Consider the following 15,590-nt stretch of genomic DNA (forward strand, 5'->3'; position numbering starts at 1 on the left):
CGATATTCGCTACCGGGAGGTACAGGTCATGGACTTTTTACTCGGGTTGTTCAGTCGGTTCACGGGGAGCGAGGAAGTAGCGCGCCTGTTGTTCCTTGGCGCGATCGGTTTGAGTACGGTGCTTGCGGTCGTCGCCTTGATGTTGCTGATGCTGGGTCTTCAGGACCCGGTACAGCGTCGTCTGGCGCTGATCAAGCGCGGTTATTTGGGCAATACGGCAGGGCAGGAAGCGCCGGGTAATCTGCAGCTGTTGCTGGAGCGGGTCGGCCAGCGTTTTGCCTCGGCTGAATCGGCCCAGGCGTCAGTTACCCAGACTCTGTTGACGCATGCGGGTTACCGCTCCTCTTCGGCGGTGCAGATGTACTGGGCGGTGCGCTTGATGTTACCGCTGTTGATGGTCGGTCTTGCGTTGCTGCTGTTGCCGCTGATTCCCAAGGTTTCCCTGGCTGTGGGGCTGTTGTTGGTGGTCATGGTGGCCGGTATCGGATGGTTGCTGCCAGCGCTGTATGTCGCCAAGCGTAAGCAGGCGCGTCAAAACCGGCTGCGTATCGCGTTTCCAGATGCGCTGGATCTGATGGTGGTCTGYGTGGAGTCAGGCCTGTCACTGCCCACGACCATTGAACGGGTGGCTGAAGAGATGTCGGTCAGTCATGTTGAACTGGCTGAAGAGCTGGCCCTGGTCAATGCGCAGATCCGCGCGGGCATCACCAGTACCGAGGCGCTCAAACAACTGGCCATACGCACCGGTCTGGAGGACGTGCAAGGGTTGGTCAGCCTGTTGGCGCAGAGTATTCGCTTTGGTACCAGCGTGGCCGACACCCTGCGCATCTATGCCGATGAATTCCGTGATCGGCGTACGCAGGCCGCCGAAGAGGCGGGGGCGAAAATCGGCACCAAGCTGATATTCCCACTGATTTTCTGCCTGTGGCCGAGCTTCTTTCTGGTCGCCATCGGCCCGGCCATGATTGGCGTAATGAAAGCATTCGGAAATATGTAAGAGGATCGGGTGGGGGGCTGTCGAATCAGATGGCCTTGCCACCCGAACCTGATCTGTACTTCCCCTCCCAAGATCTACACCGCTCGCTCCTACGGRCAATGTTGTTCACTTAAGCCGTAATGCGATCTGTAGCAGCTGGCGAAGCCTGCGTTCGGCTGCGAAGCAGTCGTAAAATCAGCCATTGCGGTGCGTCAGGTACATCACGGCAGCCGGACTCACGACTGCTGCGCAGCCGAACGCAGCCTTCGGCAGCTGCTACAAAGAATGCGTCGCGGCTGAAACTGTTTAAGTGAACAGCATTGCGCTCCAGGGGGGCTCGGTCAGAACTGAACAATGTGTAGATGCCAATACTTTCCAGCAGACGTGATTAAGCCTGGCGTTTTAGCCAGGCTACTCTGGACGATGCCAGAGGTTGATCATCCATTGACGTCCCTCAGTTGCTGCTGGAGGTCATTTTCCCCCCAGCCTTCTGCTCAAAGAACATCGGGATCGGGTAGGTGAAGCTGTTCAGCCAGCGCTGGAAGGACAGGTCACGCTCAGTGACCGATGCAGTTTGTCGAAAAGGGGAGGCAACCACACCACGAATCTGTAGCTGCATCCACTGTTCGGTGCCCTTTTGCGGCGCCGAGGAGGGACCTGGCTCAATAGCCCAGGCACTGGTGGACAGGCAAGCCATGCACACAATCAACAGCCCTTTGGTATTCATCTCGACTCCTCGTACGTTCTACTTGATCGCAGCATTGGCTGAGGCATCGACTACGGCCTCAGTCTTGCGATTCCCCTCGGAAGCCACCGCTTTTTTGGCAGAGGCCTTGAGTTTTTCCGCTCGGGTTTGAGCCTCTGCAACTTGCTGGGGACTCAAGCTGGCGCGGTTCGCGAGTTCGGCAGCCGCCTTCCAGTTATCCTGATAGATCAGCAGCGTCACCATGTTGAGTGCCGCCAGTGAATCCGCCTGCTTGAGCTCCATGGCCGTCATGAACTCGAAGCGTGCTTCAGGGATCCGTCGCTGATTGAGGTAGACGACCCCCAGGTCATTGCGCATCTTGTCGTCGGTGGGGGACATCTTCACCGCGCGTTCGAGGTGAGTGGTAGCGCCGGCGTTATCATTTTTGGCCGCGGCCAACTGGCCCAGGCCATGTTCCCCTTCAGCGGCCAGACAGGTGCCGAGCAGGCTTTGATACAACGGCTCCGCATCTTTACGCCCCATCAAGCGCAGCACCCGGGCCTTGCGCAGACGAACCTGGACCAGATCATCGGGCAAACCTTCCAGGTTCGCCAGGCTGGCATACAAACGGCCTTCGTTGGCCATGTTGTCGGCCAGGTTCAGGGCCAACTCTTGCTCCGAAGCGGGTTTGGCACAACTGCCCGGTCGCGAAACAATACCGTTGGTGGCACAACCTGCGAGCATCAATGTCGCCGTTATTGCAATGACTGCTTTCATCGAGTGTCCTCTGGCTACAACACGTTGAACGCCTGGCCAATGGCAATACAGTTGGCCCGCCAAGCGCTCAAGGTCACCGTTAAGAGTGAGGGCGAAAGCCCGGTTCAGCGTCTGGCTCCGGTTCATTGCGAGAGCCCGGTCTTACTGTCGAAATCACCATTTTCGAGGAAGAACATGCGGTAGAAGTTCGGGTCGTAATTGCGCAGCTGCTCGCCAGGCAACGACGGCAGTTGTGCATTGGCAGCCAGGGGCTGGACCAGATGCGGGGTGACGATCATCAGCAGTTCGCGCTCCTCACGGTTGACGGAGTTGTCGCGGAAGAACGCGCCCAGAATCGGGATATCGCCCAGCCCCGGGAATTTGTTCACCTGGGAATTGTTGCGAGTGCTGATCAGGCCGCTGATGACGAAGCTTTCGCCGTCGGCCAGGGAGATGCTGGTGTCGGTACGGCGTATGGTCAGCGCCGGAACTATCGTGCCGGCGATGCTCACGGCGTTGGTGAAGTCCAGTTCACTGACTTCCGGCGCCACCTTCAGGGCGATACGGTTTTTCTCGATGATGGTTGGCGTCAGAGTCAGGCGGATACCGAACTCCTTGTACTCGATGGAGATGTTATCGCTGCCCGAACTGGGCACCGGAATCGGTACTTCACCGCCGGCCAGGAAGCTCGCACTCTGCCCGCTGAGCGCCACCAGGCTTGGCCGCGCCAGGGTGTAGGCGAAACCGCTGCCTTCCAGTGCGTTGATCGCCACCAGGGTATTGCCGGTAGCAAAGTTGAGGTTGAACATGCCGTTGTCCACCGGCACCGACGGTGTGACGACGCCGCCAATGGTGGGCAAGGTTCTCGGCGAGCCGAACAGGAAGTTGCCGCGGGTGCCGAAAATAGACGCTGAGGCTTCCTTGAGTTTGGTCCGGCTGACTTCAACGAAGCGAATATCGGTCTGTACCTGGCTCGGCAGCAGCGGGTCTTCGTAAGGTCCGGTCGACGCGCTGGTCAGCGCCGAGGTGGCCCGGCCCTTGACGAACACCATGCTATGGCGCGGCTCTTTCGAACAGCCGGTCCAGACCATCAGGCTGGTGGTGCCCGGTGTCAGACCAGTGAGCAGGAAGGCGTTGGGGTTGTTGCCGCTGGGTTGCACATCGGCAATTTTCGGGTCACCCACGGCCAGTTGCGTCACCGGAACCGGAGTGCGCAGTTCACTCTGAAGCCCCTGACCGACCTCGAACGTTGTCGGCATACTGTCCATCTGCGAACAATTGGCCGCCGCGGCCTGAGCCGCGTCCACGCTGAGGCCCATCCAGAACAGGCCATGGATAATTCGCTTGAAAGCGGGCACGGTACGATAGCTCATTAAGTGCATCCTCGCTGAATAGGCCATCTACAAGGCAAACCAAGTTGCCTTGGATCACTACAAGGGGCCTGAGTCGACCCTCAACCTCGCCAGAGCACTTACCACTAACGATTAATGCCCCCGGCAATATTCCTTGGTGCTACACGCAAGCAGGTGCAATACGCTGATCCGAATGAACAGCGAGCGACCTTCTAAAACGGCTTTTAGTGATCCAGATACCTGGGCTGCCGACCCGAGCAACAGGCTCAGGCTCGACAACCATCGCGGTTATAGGCGGCACTTCCCGCCAACCTGACTCCCCTAAAAAGCAACCGGCAATCACAGCTCTGCGCCGGAAAACGCCTGTCAGGATCATAGTGAGGTAACTCCTTTTGCCAATTCGCTATCTGATCTCTGAACCTAAACGTCAAAATTCAAACCGTTATGACTTCTTCTTGTTTGAAGGTAGTTCAAACAAAGCAAAGCGCCATGATTTAAAACAAAACTTTAAGGGCAGAGTGCGGAGATAGCCGCGTTGCTGGCGTGGGAGCCGCATAAAGTGCGGTTCGACGAGGCGACTAAGGCAGCATGACTTACATGGACAGAATCAGGCGCCCGGCGAACAGAATGAGGATCACCCCCATGGTTCGTTCGAACCAGTGCCCCATGCGCATGAACAGCAGTCGCACCCGGGCGCTGGAAAAGAACAGGGCCACGATCACGAACCACAAGGCGTTCACGAAACACATCCACAACCCGTACAGCGCCTGTATCTGCAACGGTGTCGAGGCACTGATGATGGTGGTGAAGATCGCCAGAAAGAACAGCGTAGCCTTGGGGTTGGTGGCGTTAGTCAGAAACCCCGTGCTGAAGGCCTTGAACAGGGTCTGCTGCTCAGTTGACGCTGCCGCGCCGTTGTCGCCTTCAGTCGCCACTTTGGGTTTGCTGCGCAACAGGCTCACACCGAGGTACAAAATGTAGGCCCCCCCGATCACCTTGGCCACCATCAATAGCCAAGGCGTGGTGTGCATCAATGCGCCGACGCCGAGCAAGGTGTACAGCACATGCACGGAAATGCCCGCGCCGATGCCCAGCGCCGTGCAGATGCCCACTAAACGCCCGAAACGCACGCTTTGGCGGATGGTCACGGCGAAGTCCGGCCCGGGAGCTACCACGGCCAGAAAATGGATGGTTGCCAGCGCCAGAAACTCGCCCAGGTAATTCGAAAACATCTCAACTCCAGAAAGTCAGGGGGGAAGCATTGCCGCGGTAGCCGACAAAGAAAGAAAGGCTCAATCGCGGATCGTCCACACCCGGCGTCACCGAGTGCATGCGGCGTGAATTGAACATGATGAAATCACCCGGCTCAGGGCGAATCTCCAGGGTCGGAGGGCCGAGCAAGGCCGGATCGATGCCGTAACTGTCGCCACGCATCTCGTCGAACTGGTCCGGGGAAATGTCGTGGTCCCACATCTGCAAAGCGCCGCCCTCGGTCGGCATGTTCAGGTAAACATTGCAGGCGAACTGCGCTTCCAGGCTTCTGGCCTGGAAGCTGTCCGGGGCGTCCTTGGCGAAAATGTCGTGATGGGCAAGGAAGCACACGCCGGGTTTGACCACGCGCGATAGCCCCACATACATCTTGCGGCCATAGAGGTTTTCCAGATGCGCCCCCGCCGGCCAGGACTCATCGAGCATGCAGCGCAGGGTGTCGACAGGCGAGGAGTAGGGCGCACAACGGCTGCGCAACTCGGCGATGTTGCTGGTGGCGCGCTCGAAATAGTCTTCGATCAGCAGTGGCTGGTTTTCCGCTTCGTAAAACGCCATGCCGATACGACCGATGCTCGGTGCGTTGATGTAGCCTTCGAAGCCGGGGGCGAGGATCTTGTCGCCGATCTGGATCGCCAGTGGCCGAGGCAACAAGCCTCTGACGCGGATGGCGAGGACTTCTTCGTTGGCCAGTTTTTGTATGCACGTCTCATCGAGACGCTCGACGTCAAGCATCATGTCTTAGGTCCATCTATCAGATAGTCAACAGAGCCCGCGAACGCAGGCTCCTCCGGCGTCAGGCGATGACGGGGTCGACATCGCCCAAAAGCTCAATCCACGTGGTAGTGGACTGACAGCGTTCCCTTTTTCTGCGAAAGGGAAGCGATCGTGACCTTGCCCAAATCCTTCAGGCTACGTACATGGGTGCCGCCGCAGCCGTAGGCGGGCAGCTCACCGAAACCGATTTCACGGGCGCCTTCGCGCAACGACGTCAAGCGTGGCAGATCATGGGCGATCCATTGCTTGATGCCGTGCTGAATCGTCTGGGCATCAACCTCCTGCGCGCCATCGCCTGGTTTGAATTGCACACGTCCTTCATCCGGCCAGTGATGAGCCTTGATCGGCATCCAGCCCATGGCCTGAACAAAGTGACCGATCAGGTGCCCCGCCGAATGCATGCGCGTATTGAACTGGCGGCGTTGCTCGTCGACCCGAATCTGGATCATGCCGAGTTTTACCGGGTGGTCGACGAAATGGATGATCCGCTCCGTTTCCTGCACCACGCGCAGCACCTGGCTTTCGCCGATCCAGCCGGTATCACAGGGTTRCCCGCCGCCCTGTGGGTGAAACAGAGTGGCGCGCAGCACCACGGCGAACTCGTTCTCATAGGGCGTGCAATCCAGGACTTCCACATTGGCCCTGAGGTCATCACTATGGAAAAAGAGGCGAAGCGTCATATTCCATGCCCTTATTAAAGTTTCTATTTTTATTATATGAACCGTGGAATTGCGTGATAATCCGTTCAACCATCAAAGGACTGTTGCGCTGTGAGCATAAATCTTCCCTTGCCACTGCTCGGTGAAATGGCGATTTTCGTCAAGGTTGTCGAAACCGGCAGTTTCTCCGAAGCGGCGCGTCAGTTGGGGTCTTCCCCCTCGGCGGTGAGTCGCAGCATTTCGCGGCTGGAGAAGGCGCTTGCCACGCGTTTGTTGCAACGAACCACGCGCAAGCTACGCCTGAGCGACGGAGGCGAAGAGGTGTTCAAGCGCTGCCAGGAGATGGTCAGCGCGGCGAAGTCGGTGATGGAAATCAGCGGTCAGTTCACCCAGGAAGCGGAAGGGCTGGTGCGCGTCAGCGTGCCCAAGGCCGTCGGGCGATTTGTGATTCATCCACATATGCCGGAGTTTCTGCGGCGTTATCCCAAAGTGGATGTGGAGTTGTTGCTCGAGGACCGCCAGGTGGATTTGATCGATGACAACGTCGACCTGGCCATCCGTATTACCGATCGGCCCCCTGCGGGGCTGGTGGGGCGCCAATTGCTGACCATCGACCATTTGCTCTGCGCCACGCCGCAATACCTGGCCGAGCACGGCACACCGACTCATCCCCACGACTTGCTCAATCACAGCTGCATCTATCTGGGCGAAACCCCGAGCGATGCGCGCTGGAAGTTCAAGAAAGGCAGTAAAGCCGTGACCGTCGGCGTGCGCGGACGTTACGCCGCCAATCACACGGGCGTGCGATTGGGCGCGGTATTGCAACACATCGGGATCGGTAGCCTGCCGTACTTCACCGCCCGTTATGCACTGGAACAGGGGCTGATTGTGCAGGTATTACCGGACTGGACCTTTCTGGCGTCCTACCACGGAGGCGCCTGGCTGCTGCATTCGCCCACCCGCTATCTGCCGCCCAAGTTACGGGTGTTCATCGACTATCTGGTGGAATGCCTGGAGAAGGAGCCGACCTTGAGCAATCCGGGCAAGCCAAGCGCGATGGGCAAGGGCGCGGCAGCGTATGAGTTGCCGGAGAGTGATGGGTTGTTTTGATCTTTACCCGGCCAACAAAAAAGGCCCGCATGATTAACCATGCGGGCCTTTTGCGTTACTGATTGGAGATCAGTGCTTGCTGTCCTGATTCGACATCGCCAGCAGCTGTTTTTCCTGATTCCAGTCGAACGGTTCATCGTTCTGTTCGGCTTCGAAGCGACGTTCTTCCAGCGCCTGGTACAGGTCGATTTCATCATCGGGCATGTAGTGCAGGCAGTCACCGGCGAAGTACCACAGCAGATCGCGCGGCACCAGGTGGGCGATTTGTGGGTAGCGGGTGATGATCTGGCACAGGATGTCCTGGCCCAGGTATTGGCTTTCGATCGGGTCGACCGGCAGCAACGCACGCAGTTCGTCGAAGCGCTCCAGGAACAAGGCATGGCTTTCTTCGGGAACCTGTTCGGCCTCACCTACGGCGACCAGGATACTGCGCAGGTGGTCGAGCAAGACGAGATGATCGGCAACGACATTGGACACGAGATAAGTCCTCAAGAGCAAAACGGGCGCAGGAGTATAAAGCTCCCGCGCCCCTTTTTCACAGGGTAAAGCGCCCCATGATGGTAAGGCGACACACGGTCCTCTGGATTAGCGGACCTTGCCCTTGCCCAGCACCAGCACCTCTTTATCGAAATCATCGACGTCGATCACCTTGCGCCGCGCCACCTCCACCTCACGCAAGGTCTCCGCTTCAACTGGTTGCAAGACGCCAGCCTCCAGTGCGGCATCGATGACCGACTCCCCGACAGAGGGTTTGACCTGGCGACTTCTCAGCGCCGTGTTGAGTTTTTTCTGTAGCGGTTTGGCGGCGTTCAGCAAGTCGCAGGCGTGCTGCAAGGCGCCGACCGGATCCTCTGTCGATTGCGGGCGATAGCAGCCCGCCAATAACTCCTCAAGGGTCGGGTCGCCCTTGGCGCGGCCGAGGACTGCGGCGACTTTGGCCGCCAGTCTGTCCGACGGGCCTCTGTGCCGGCGACCGAACGGGAACACCAGTACCCGCAGCAAGCAGCCGAGTACCTTGTTCGGAAAGTTGGTCAGCAGTTCGTCCAGCGCACGCTCGGACTGGCCGAGGCTCTCTTCCATCGCCCAGGCGAACAACGGACGCATATGCTCTGGCGAATCGAGATCGTGATATCGCTTGAGCGCGGCGGAGGCCAGATACAGGTAGCTGAGCACATCGCCCAGACGTGCGGACAAGCGTTCGCGGCGTTTCAGGTCGCCGCCCAGCAGCATCATGCACTGGTCTGCAAGCATGGCAAATGCCGCGGCCTGACGGTTGAGGGCGCGCACGTAGCGTTGGCTGAGCTTGTCCCCGGGCATGTGTTCGAAATGTCCGAAGCCAAGGTTCAGCACCAGGGTGCTGCCGGCGTTGCTCACGGCAAAACCAATGTGATTGAGCAGCAGGGCGTCGAATTCGATCAACGCCTGTTGTTTGTCTTCGCGGTGGACAAGGRCCATTTCCTTGAGCACGAACGGATGGCAGCGAATAGCGCCCTGGCCGAAGATCATCAGGTTGCGTGTCAGGATGTTCGCACCTTCGACCGTGACGGAAATGGGCGCACCTTGCCAGCTACGCGCGAGATAGTTGTTCGGGCCCATGATGATGGCCTTGCCGCCGTGAACATCCATGGCGTGACTGATGCATTCGCGACCGCGTTCGGAGAGGTGGTATTTGATGATGGCGGAGGGCACCGACGGCTTTTCGCCGAGGTCGACGGCGTTGGCGGTGAGCATCCGCGCGCTGTCCATCAGCCAGGTACTGCCGCCGATCTCCAGCGGTATGAACACATCCTTGCCGGCGTTCGGGCCGTTCATGAAGGCGGCGCCCAGCGGCAAGTGACGGCGACCGATGTCTACACCGGGTGTCTGGGTTGGAATCAATGCGAGACTGATCCCCAGGTCGACTTTGTCACCCAATAGATGGTCCGGGTCATAGGCCTTGAAGGCCAGGCCGATCAAGGTCGCCACCGGACCGAGGGTGATGTAGCGTTTTTCCCAGTTCAGGCGCAAGCCAAGGGTTTCCTGGCCTTCCCATTCACCTTTGCAAATCACCCCGGTGTCGGTCATGCCCCCGACGTTGGAACCGGCCATCGGGCCTGTCAGGGCAAAGCAGGGGATATCGTCGCCGCGGGCCAGCCGTGGCAGGTAATGATTGCGTTGTTCGTCGGTGCCGTAGTGCAGCAGCAGTTCCGCCGGGCCGAGGGAGTTGGGCACCATGACGGTGGAGGCCAGGTCACCGCTGCGGGTCGCCAGTTTCATCGCGATCTGGGAGTGCGCATAAGCCGAGAAGCCTTTGCCGCCGTACTCCTTGGGAATGATCAGGGCAAAAAAGCCATGCTGCTTGATGTGATCCCAGGCCTTGGGCGGCAGATCCATCAACTGGCCGATCTGCCAATCGCTGACCATGGCGCAGAGCTCTTCGGTCGGGCCATCGATAAACGCCTGTTCCTCTTCGCTCAGCTGCGCTTTTGGATAGGCCAGCAGCTTGTTCCAGTCCGGACGACCGCTGAACAGCTCGCCATCCCACCAGACCGTGCCGGCTTCAATGGCTTCACGCTCGGTTTGCGACATGGGCGGCAGGTTTTTTTGAAACCAGTTGAATATGGGCGCCGTGAACAGTTTTCGGCGCAGGTCCGGCAGCAACAGGGGGGCGGCCACGGCCGCGAGCAACACCCAGAAAATCAGCAGCAGCCAGACGGGGGCATGGCTCGCATGTCTGAAGATGCCCATCGCCAGCAGATAGACAGCGATGATGCCCAAAGCGGGCAGAGGCGCGGTGCGGCGATGTGCCAGCCAGGCAATCCCGACCACCAGAACCAGTATCCACAACAGCAGCATAATTAATTCTCCTGAAGCCAGGGGCAAAACCACTCTCAGAGCTTAGACGGCATCCATAAAAGTGGGTGGTCGGAGCGATCGGGTTGAGCTTGTAGGACGAAACGGCCGGACTTCGTCAGTTATTTCGATGGAGGGCTCGTCAACAGGGCGGGCAAGCGCTGATATTTGGCCGAAACGTCGTTATCTCTGTGCTGAAGGTGTCGCTAGACTCGTGGCTTCCCCCAGGAGATAGCTCCCATGCACGCGTATCTGAGCCCCGGCCGCTTCATCGACAGTGACCATCCCTCGGTGGTGGAGTTCGCCGAAAAACATCGTGGCGCCGGGCGCGATCCGCAGGAGCAGGCGATCAATCTCTATTACGCCGTGCGCGAGGCCGTGCGCTACAACCCCTACACCTTCAGCCGTGATCCGCAGACCTTGCGCGGCAGCTATGCGCTGGCGGCCGGGGAGAGTTATTGCGTGCCCAAAGCCACGCTGCTGGCAGGTTGCGCTCGGCATTGCGGGATCCCGGCGCGTATCGGTCTGGCGGATGTGCGCAATCACCTGTCGACGCCGCGCCTGCTCGAACTGCTCAAGAGCGATGTGTTCGCCATGCACGGCTACACCGAGCTGTATCTGGACGACCATTGGGTTAAAGCCACGCCGGCTTTCAATCAACAACTCTGCGAGTTGTTCAATGTCGCGCCGCTGGAGTTCGACGGGATCAACGACAGTGTGTTCCATCCCTTCAACCGTGACGGCGAGCAACTGATGGAATACCTGGTCGATCACGGCCAGTTCACCGATGTGCCTGAAGCGTTTTTTTTCGAGCACCTGGAAAAGTGCTATCCGCATTTGTTCGGCGAGCGGCTGCCGCTGCAACTGGGTGACATGCAGAGCGATTTGAGTCGCGCCTGATCCGGCGTATGCTGCCTGCGCATTCATCCAACAAGGGGCGGTCATGCTGAAAATCTGGGGTCGGAAAAATTCGTCGAATGTCAGAAAACCGTTGTGGGCCGCCGAAGAGCTGGGCCTGGCCTATGAAGCCATCGACGCCGGCGGTGCCTTTGGCGTGGTCGACACGCCTGAGTACCGGGCGATGAATCCCAACGGTCGCGTGCCGGTGATCGAAGACGACGGCTTCGTGCTGTGGGAATCCAACACCATCGTGCGTTACCTGGTGGCTCGCCATGCCAGCGGCACTGCCTGGTATCCGACGGACCTGCAAGCCCGTGCCTCGGCCGAAAAGTGGATGGACTGGACCACCTCAAGTTTTGCCGCGCCGTTTCGCACGGTGTTCTGGGGCGTGTTGCGCACCCCGCAAGAGCAGCAGGACTGGCCGGCCATCAAGGCTGCGATCAAGGAGTGCGACGATCTGCTGTCGATGGCCGATCAAGCGCTGGCGGTTAAGCCATACCTGTCGGGCGATGAGATCGGCATGGGCGACATTCCCTTGGGCAGCTTCATTTATGCCTGGTTCGAGATGCCGATCGAGCGCGCGCCGCTGCCACATCTAGAAGCCTGGTACGCACGGTTGAAACAGCGTCCGGCCTATCGCAAAGCCGTCATGACCGCGTTGACTTAATACTCACTATCAACACGCGTGACTGTACTTGTGTGGCGGCGACAAGCACCATTGCGCTCATGCGCCGCGGTTGCATTGCTCGCCGCCCGCCCTTATTTATTCCTTTCTTCCCTTCCTGGTGCGTAAATCCGATATGAGTTCCGCTCTGTCCATCCGGCAGCTAACCAAAACCTACGGCAACGGTTTCCAGGCCTTGAGTGGTATCGATCTGGACGTCGCCGAAGGTGACTTTTTCGCTTTGCTCGGCCCGAATGGCGCCGGCAAATCCACGACCATCGGCATTATCTCGACCTTGGTAAACAAAACCAGCGGCACGGTGAATGTGTTCGGTCACGACCTGGACAAGGAACCAGCGGCGCTCAAGCGCTGCATTGGTGTGGTGCCCCAGGAGTTCAACTTCAACCAGTTCGAAAAGACCTTCGACATCGTCGTGACCCAGGCCGGTTACTACGGCATCCCGGCGAGAATCGCCAAGGAACGCGCCGAGCAGTACCTGACCCAACTGGGGTTGTGGGACAAGCGCGATGTGCCGTCGCGCTCCCTGTCCGGCGGCATGAAGCGCCGACTGATGATCGCCCGGGCGCTGGTTCACGAGCCACGCCTGCTGATCCTCGACGAACCGACGGCGGGGGTGGACATCGAATTGCGTCGCTCGATGTGGACCTTCCTCACTGAACTGAACAAGAAAGGCATCACCATCATCCTCACCACCCACTACCTGGAGGAGGCTGAGCAGTTGTGCCGCAACATCGGCATCATCGACCACGGCACCATTGTCGAGAACACCAGCATGAAGCAGTTGCTCAGCCAACTGCATGTCGAGACGTTCCTGCTGGACCTGAAGAACACCTTGCAAGTGGCGCCGCAGTTGCTTGGTTACCCGGCCAAACTGATCGACAGTCATACCCTGGAAGTCCAGGTCGACAAGGCCATGGGCATTACCGCGCTGTTCACCCAGTTGGCGCAGCAGAACATCGAAGTGTTGAGCCTGCGTAACAAAACCAATCGCCTTGAGGAGTTGTTCGTGTCCCTGGTGGAGAAAAATCTGTCGAAGGTGGCGGTATGAGTTCCGAGCTGCAACCCAACCTCGTCGCCCTCAATACCATCGTTTACCGTGAGGTCAAGCGCTTCACCCGGATCTGGCCGCAGACTTTGCTGCCGCCAGCCATCACCATGGTTCTGTACTTTGTGATCTTCGGCAATCTGATCGGTCGGCAGATCGGCGGCATGGGTGGCTTCACGTACATGGAGTACATCGTGCCGGGGCTGATCATGATGTCGGTGATCACCAACTCCTATGGCAACGTGGTGTCGAGTTTCTTTGGCAGCAAGTTCCAGCGCTCCATCGAAGAACTGATGGTGTCGCCGGTGTCGCCCCATACGATTCTGATCGGCTACACCCTGGGCGGCGTGCTGCGCGGGTTGATGGTCGGGCTCATCGTGACGCTGCTGTCGCTGTTCTTCACCACGCTACAGGTGCATCACCTGGGCGTGACCGTTCTGGTGGTGCTGCTGACGGCGACGATCTTCTCGTTGCTGGGTTTCATCAACGCGGTATTTGCACGCAATTTCGATGACATCTCGATCATCCCGACCTTCGTGCTGACACCGCTGACGTACCTGGGCGGGGTGTTCTACTCGATCAGCTTGTTGCCACCGTTCTGGCAGACCGTTTCGCTGGCCAACCCGGTGCTGCACATGGTCAACGCCTTCCGTTACGGCATTCTTGGCGTGTCGGACATCAAGATCAGCRTSGCSATTRCYTTCATGCTGGTAGCRACYGTYGTGCTGTACATCGGTTGYGCGCGGYTGCTGGTSAGYGGRCGCGGGATGCGTACCTGATCAAGACCGTGTCACGGCCTTCGCGGGCAAACACCGCAAAAAGAAACGGCCTCCCAAGTGGAGGCCGTTTTTCATTCCTGCATCCGGCTGCGCTTACGCCGTGCCCACTGCCGACTCACCCACCAGCGCCAATACATCATCACCAGACAATAAGCCAACGCCCCAAGCACCAGCCCCGTTACCACCGAGCCCAGTAAAAACGGTTGCCACAAAGTCGAGAGCTCGCCGCTGATCCATGCCCAGGTCAACTCGTCCGGCAAGCTCCTGGCGGGGACGTCCATCAACCAGGCGCCGGTCTGGTAGGTGCAGAAGAACACCGCCGGCATGGTGATCGGGTTGGTCAGCCAGACCAGGCTGACCGCTATCGGCATGTTGCCGCGCACTACGATGGCGAGGATGGCCGCCAACAGCATTTGCAACGGGATGGGCAGGAACGCCGCGAACAGGCCGACGGCCATGGCCCGCGCGACGGAATGACGATTGAGGTGCCAGAGGTTCGGGTCATGCAGCAGGGTGCCAAGAAAGCGTAAGGATTTGTGTTCCCTGATGCTGGTCGGGTCTGGCATGTAGCGTTTGAATAAGCGCCGGGGCATAAGGCTTCTCGGTCGGTTAAGGCGGCAAGTATGTCTGGATTCTACGAACCGCCCATTCAGACTTTGTGACAATTGTTAACGACGCCTGTGCGGCGCGACGGCTAAGCCTAGGGAGGGGACTCTCAAGGACGGGCTTATGCGCACAGGGATGATGGCGCTGGCGTTGGGTCTGCTGGCCCTGCGTTTTTTGCCGGCACTGCCGCCGGCAGGGTTGTGGCTGTTGTTGCCGGTAGTGGGTTTGATGTTGCTGCCGTTTCGAACCTTTCCACTGGCATTTTGGTTGTTTGGCTTCAGTTGGGCGTGTGCGAATGCGCAGTGGGCGCTGGATGATCGCCTGGCGCTGAAGCTCGATGGCGAGACTCGCTGGGTCGAAGGCCGGGTTACCGGGTTGCCGCAGCAGGCCGAGGGTGTAGTGCGTTTCGAACTGACAGACAGTCAGTCGCGTCGCACCCAACTGCCCCGGCACCTGCGTCTGGCCTGGTATGGCGGGCCGCCCGTCAACAGTGGCGAGCGGTGGCGGCTGGCAGTCAAATTGAAGCGTCCTGCCGGGCTGCTCAACCCTCATGGTTTTGATTACGACGCCTGGTTGCTGGCCCAACGTATTGGCGCCACTGGGACCGTCAAGGACGGTCAGCGACTGGGGCAAGCGCAGTGGGCCTGGCGCGACGGCATTCGTCAGCGTTTGCAGGCCGTGGATGCGCACGGGCGAACGGGAGCGCTGACGGCGTTGGTGCTGGGGGACGGCGCCGGGCTGAGCCGTGAGGACTGGCAGGTGCTGCAAGACACCGGCACCGTGCATCTGTTGGTGATTTCCGGGCAACACATTGGTTTGCTGGCGGGGCTGGTGTATCTGCTGATCGCCGGGCTGGCGCGCTATGGCTTATGGCCTAGGCGCTTGCCGTGGCTGCCATGGGCGTGTGGGCTGGCGTTCGCGGCGGCGCTCGGTTATGGGCTGCTGGCCGGTTTCGAGGTGCCGGTGCGTCGGGCCTGCCTGATGATTGGTCTGCTGTTGTTGTGGCGGCTACGGTTTCGTCACCTCGGCGCCTGGTGGCCGCTGTTGCTGGCGCTTGACGGTGTTTTGCTGCTGGACCCGCTGGCAAGCCTGCAACCGGGTTTCTGGTTGTCCTTTGCGGCAGTAGCGGTGCTGATTTTCACCTTTGGTGGGCGATTGGGCC

The 15,590-nt window shown here is 59.3% G+C and carries 16 protein-coding genes; 7 read left to right on the top strand and 9 right to left on the bottom strand.

Annotation, left to right across the window (positions count from 1 at the left end):
- Nucleotides 1-28: 28 nt before the first annotated feature.
- Nucleotides 29-997, top strand: a complete 969-nt coding sequence (locus tag AC1DLB_RS01310; protein WP_477743489.1) for a type II secretion system F family protein — start codon at nt 29-31, stop codon at nt 995-997.
- A gap of 433 nt (nt 998-1,430) precedes the next feature.
- On the opposite strand, the gene AC1DLB_RS01315 is transcribed toward AC1DLB_RS01310, so the two are convergent.
- The 6 genes from AC1DLB_RS01315 to AC1DLB_RS01340 all read right to left on the bottom strand — a co-directional run bounded on the left by AC1DLB_RS01315 (nt 1,431) and on the right by AC1DLB_RS01340 (nt 6,492).
- Entirely contained in the window at nt 1,431-1,703 is a 273-nt protein-coding gene (locus AC1DLB_RS01315; RefSeq protein ID WP_018926249.1) for a DUF3613 domain-containing protein, read from the bottom strand.
- Nucleotides 1,704-1,721: 18 nt separating this feature from the next.
- Nucleotides 1,722-2,438: a tetratricopeptide repeat protein gene (locus AC1DLB_RS01320; RefSeq protein ID WP_026286433.1), complete on the bottom strand. Its 717-nt coding sequence runs from the start codon at nt 2,436-2,438 to the stop codon at nt 1,722-1,724.
- A gap of 122 nt (nt 2,439-2,560) precedes the next feature.
- A complete protein-coding gene (locus tag AC1DLB_RS01325; protein WP_064616561.1) occupies nt 2,561-3,790 on the bottom strand; it encodes a type II and III secretion system protein family protein in 1,230 nt (409 codons plus the stop codon).
- Nucleotides 3,791-4,362: 572 nt separating this feature from the next.
- Nucleotides 4,363-5,001, bottom strand: a complete 639-nt coding sequence (locus AC1DLB_RS01330) for a LysE family translocator (protein WP_111455149.1) — start codon at nt 4,999-5,001, stop codon at nt 4,363-4,365.
- 1 nt (nt 5,002) lies between these two features.
- Entirely contained in the window at nt 5,003-5,773 is a 771-nt protein-coding gene (locus AC1DLB_RS01335; protein WP_019581187.1) for a 2OG-Fe(II) oxygenase, read from the bottom strand.
- A 92-nt stretch (nt 5,774-5,865) separates the two neighbouring features.
- Nucleotides 5,866-6,492, bottom strand: a complete 627-nt coding sequence (locus AC1DLB_RS01340; protein ID WP_477784504.1) for an alanyl-tRNA editing protein — start codon at nt 6,490-6,492, stop codon at nt 5,866-5,868.
- A gap of 90 nt (nt 6,493-6,582) precedes the next feature.
- On the opposite strand from AC1DLB_RS01340, the gene AC1DLB_RS01345 reads away from it, so the two are divergent.
- Nucleotides 6,583-7,581, top strand: a complete 999-nt coding sequence (locus AC1DLB_RS01345; protein ID WP_064616565.1) for a LysR family transcriptional regulator — start codon at nt 6,583-6,585, stop codon at nt 7,579-7,581.
- A 69-nt stretch (nt 7,582-7,650) separates the two neighbouring features.
- Here AC1DLB_RS01345 and AC1DLB_RS01350 read toward each other — a convergent pair whose 3' ends face one another.
- Both AC1DLB_RS01350 and AC1DLB_RS01355 read right to left on the bottom strand, forming a co-directional pair.
- Nucleotides 7,651-8,058 carry a PA2817 family protein gene (locus tag AC1DLB_RS01350; RefSeq protein WP_007938686.1) on the bottom strand — a complete coding sequence of 136 codons (408 nt, stop codon included), beginning with the start codon at nt 8,056-8,058 and terminating at the stop codon, nt 7,651-7,653.
- A gap of 108 nt (nt 8,059-8,166) precedes the next feature.
- Nucleotides 8,167-10,416: an acyl-CoA dehydrogenase gene (locus AC1DLB_RS01355; protein WP_477784505.1), complete on the bottom strand. Its 2,250-nt coding sequence runs from the start codon at nt 10,414-10,416 to the stop codon at nt 8,167-8,169.
- Nucleotides 10,417-10,653: 237 nt separating this feature from the next.
- Between AC1DLB_RS01355 and AC1DLB_RS01360 the strand changes: the two genes are divergently transcribed.
- The 4 genes from AC1DLB_RS01360 (at nt 10,654) to AC1DLB_RS01375 (ending at nt 13,822) form a co-directional block, all read left to right on the top strand.
- The gene (locus AC1DLB_RS01360) at nt 10,654-11,313 is read left to right on the top strand and encodes a transglutaminase-like domain-containing protein (protein WP_192350883.1); all 660 of its coding nucleotides are present in this window, start codon (nt 10,654-10,656) and stop codon (nt 11,311-11,313) included.
- 43 nt (nt 11,314-11,356) lie between these two features.
- Nucleotides 11,357-11,980, top strand: coding sequence for a glutathione S-transferase family protein (locus AC1DLB_RS01365; protein WP_018926240.1), 624 nt, complete (start codon nt 11,357-11,359; stop codon nt 11,978-11,980).
- A gap of 133 nt (nt 11,981-12,113) precedes the next feature.
- Nucleotides 12,114-13,046 (top strand): ABC transporter ATP-binding protein, encoded by a 933-nt coding sequence (locus AC1DLB_RS01370; RefSeq protein ID WP_018926239.1) that lies wholly within the window; start codon nt 12,114-12,116, stop codon nt 13,044-13,046.
- On the top strand, nt 13,043-13,822 hold the full coding sequence (locus AC1DLB_RS01375) for an ABC transporter permease (RefSeq protein WP_477784506.1): 780 nt from the start codon (nt 13,043-13,045) through the stop codon (nt 13,820-13,822). Before AC1DLB_RS01370 ends, AC1DLB_RS01375 begins: the two co-directional genes overlap by 4 nt.
- A gap of 71 nt (nt 13,823-13,893) precedes the next feature.
- Here AC1DLB_RS01375 and AC1DLB_RS01380 read toward each other — a convergent pair whose 3' ends face one another.
- Nucleotides 13,894-14,415 carry a DUF2062 domain-containing protein gene (locus AC1DLB_RS01380; RefSeq protein ID WP_018926237.1) on the bottom strand — a complete coding sequence of 174 codons (522 nt, stop codon included), beginning with the start codon at nt 14,413-14,415 and terminating at the stop codon, nt 13,894-13,896.
- A gap of 136 nt (nt 14,416-14,551) precedes the next feature.
- Between AC1DLB_RS01380 and AC1DLB_RS01385 the strand changes: the two genes are divergently transcribed.
- A partial coding sequence (locus AC1DLB_RS01385) for a ComEC/Rec2 family competence protein (RefSeq protein WP_477784507.1) occupies nt 14,552-15,590 on the top strand: 1,039 nt, incomplete at its 3' end.

It is taken from the genome of Pseudomonas sp. 05N434 (assembly GCF_056396965.1).

Coding starts and splice junctions, on each gene's coding strand:
- AC1DLB_RS01365 (WP_018926240.1), top strand. CDS start 11,357: ATGCTGAAAATCTGGGGTCGGAAAAATTCGTCGAATGTCAGAAAACCG.
- AC1DLB_RS01320 (WP_026286433.1), bottom strand. CDS start 2,438: ATGAAAGCAGTCATTGCAATAACGGCGACATTGATGCTCGCAGGTTGT.
- AC1DLB_RS01380 (WP_018926237.1), bottom strand. CDS start 14,415: ATGCCCCGGCGCTTATTCAAACGCTACATGCCAGACCCGACCAGCATC.
- AC1DLB_RS01315 (WP_018926249.1), bottom strand. CDS start 1,703: ATGAATACCAAAGGGCTGTTGATTGTGTGCATGGCTTGCCTGTCCACC.
- AC1DLB_RS01335 (WP_019581187.1), bottom strand. CDS start 5,773: ATGATGCTTGACGTCGAGCGTCTCGATGAGACGTGCATACAAAAACTG.
- AC1DLB_RS01325 (WP_064616561.1), bottom strand. CDS start 3,790: ATGAGCTATCGTACCGTGCCCGCTTTCAAGCGAATTATCCATGGCCTG.
- AC1DLB_RS01330 (WP_111455149.1), bottom strand. CDS start 5,001: ATGTTTTCGAATTACCTGGGCGAGTTTCTGGCGCTGGCAACCATCCAT.
- AC1DLB_RS01360 (WP_192350883.1), top strand. CDS start 10,654: ATGCACGCGTATCTGAGCCCCGGCCGCTTCATCGACAGTGACCATCCC.
- AC1DLB_RS01370 (WP_018926239.1), top strand. CDS start 12,114: ATGAGTTCCGCTCTGTCCATCCGGCAGCTAACCAAAACCTACGGCAAC.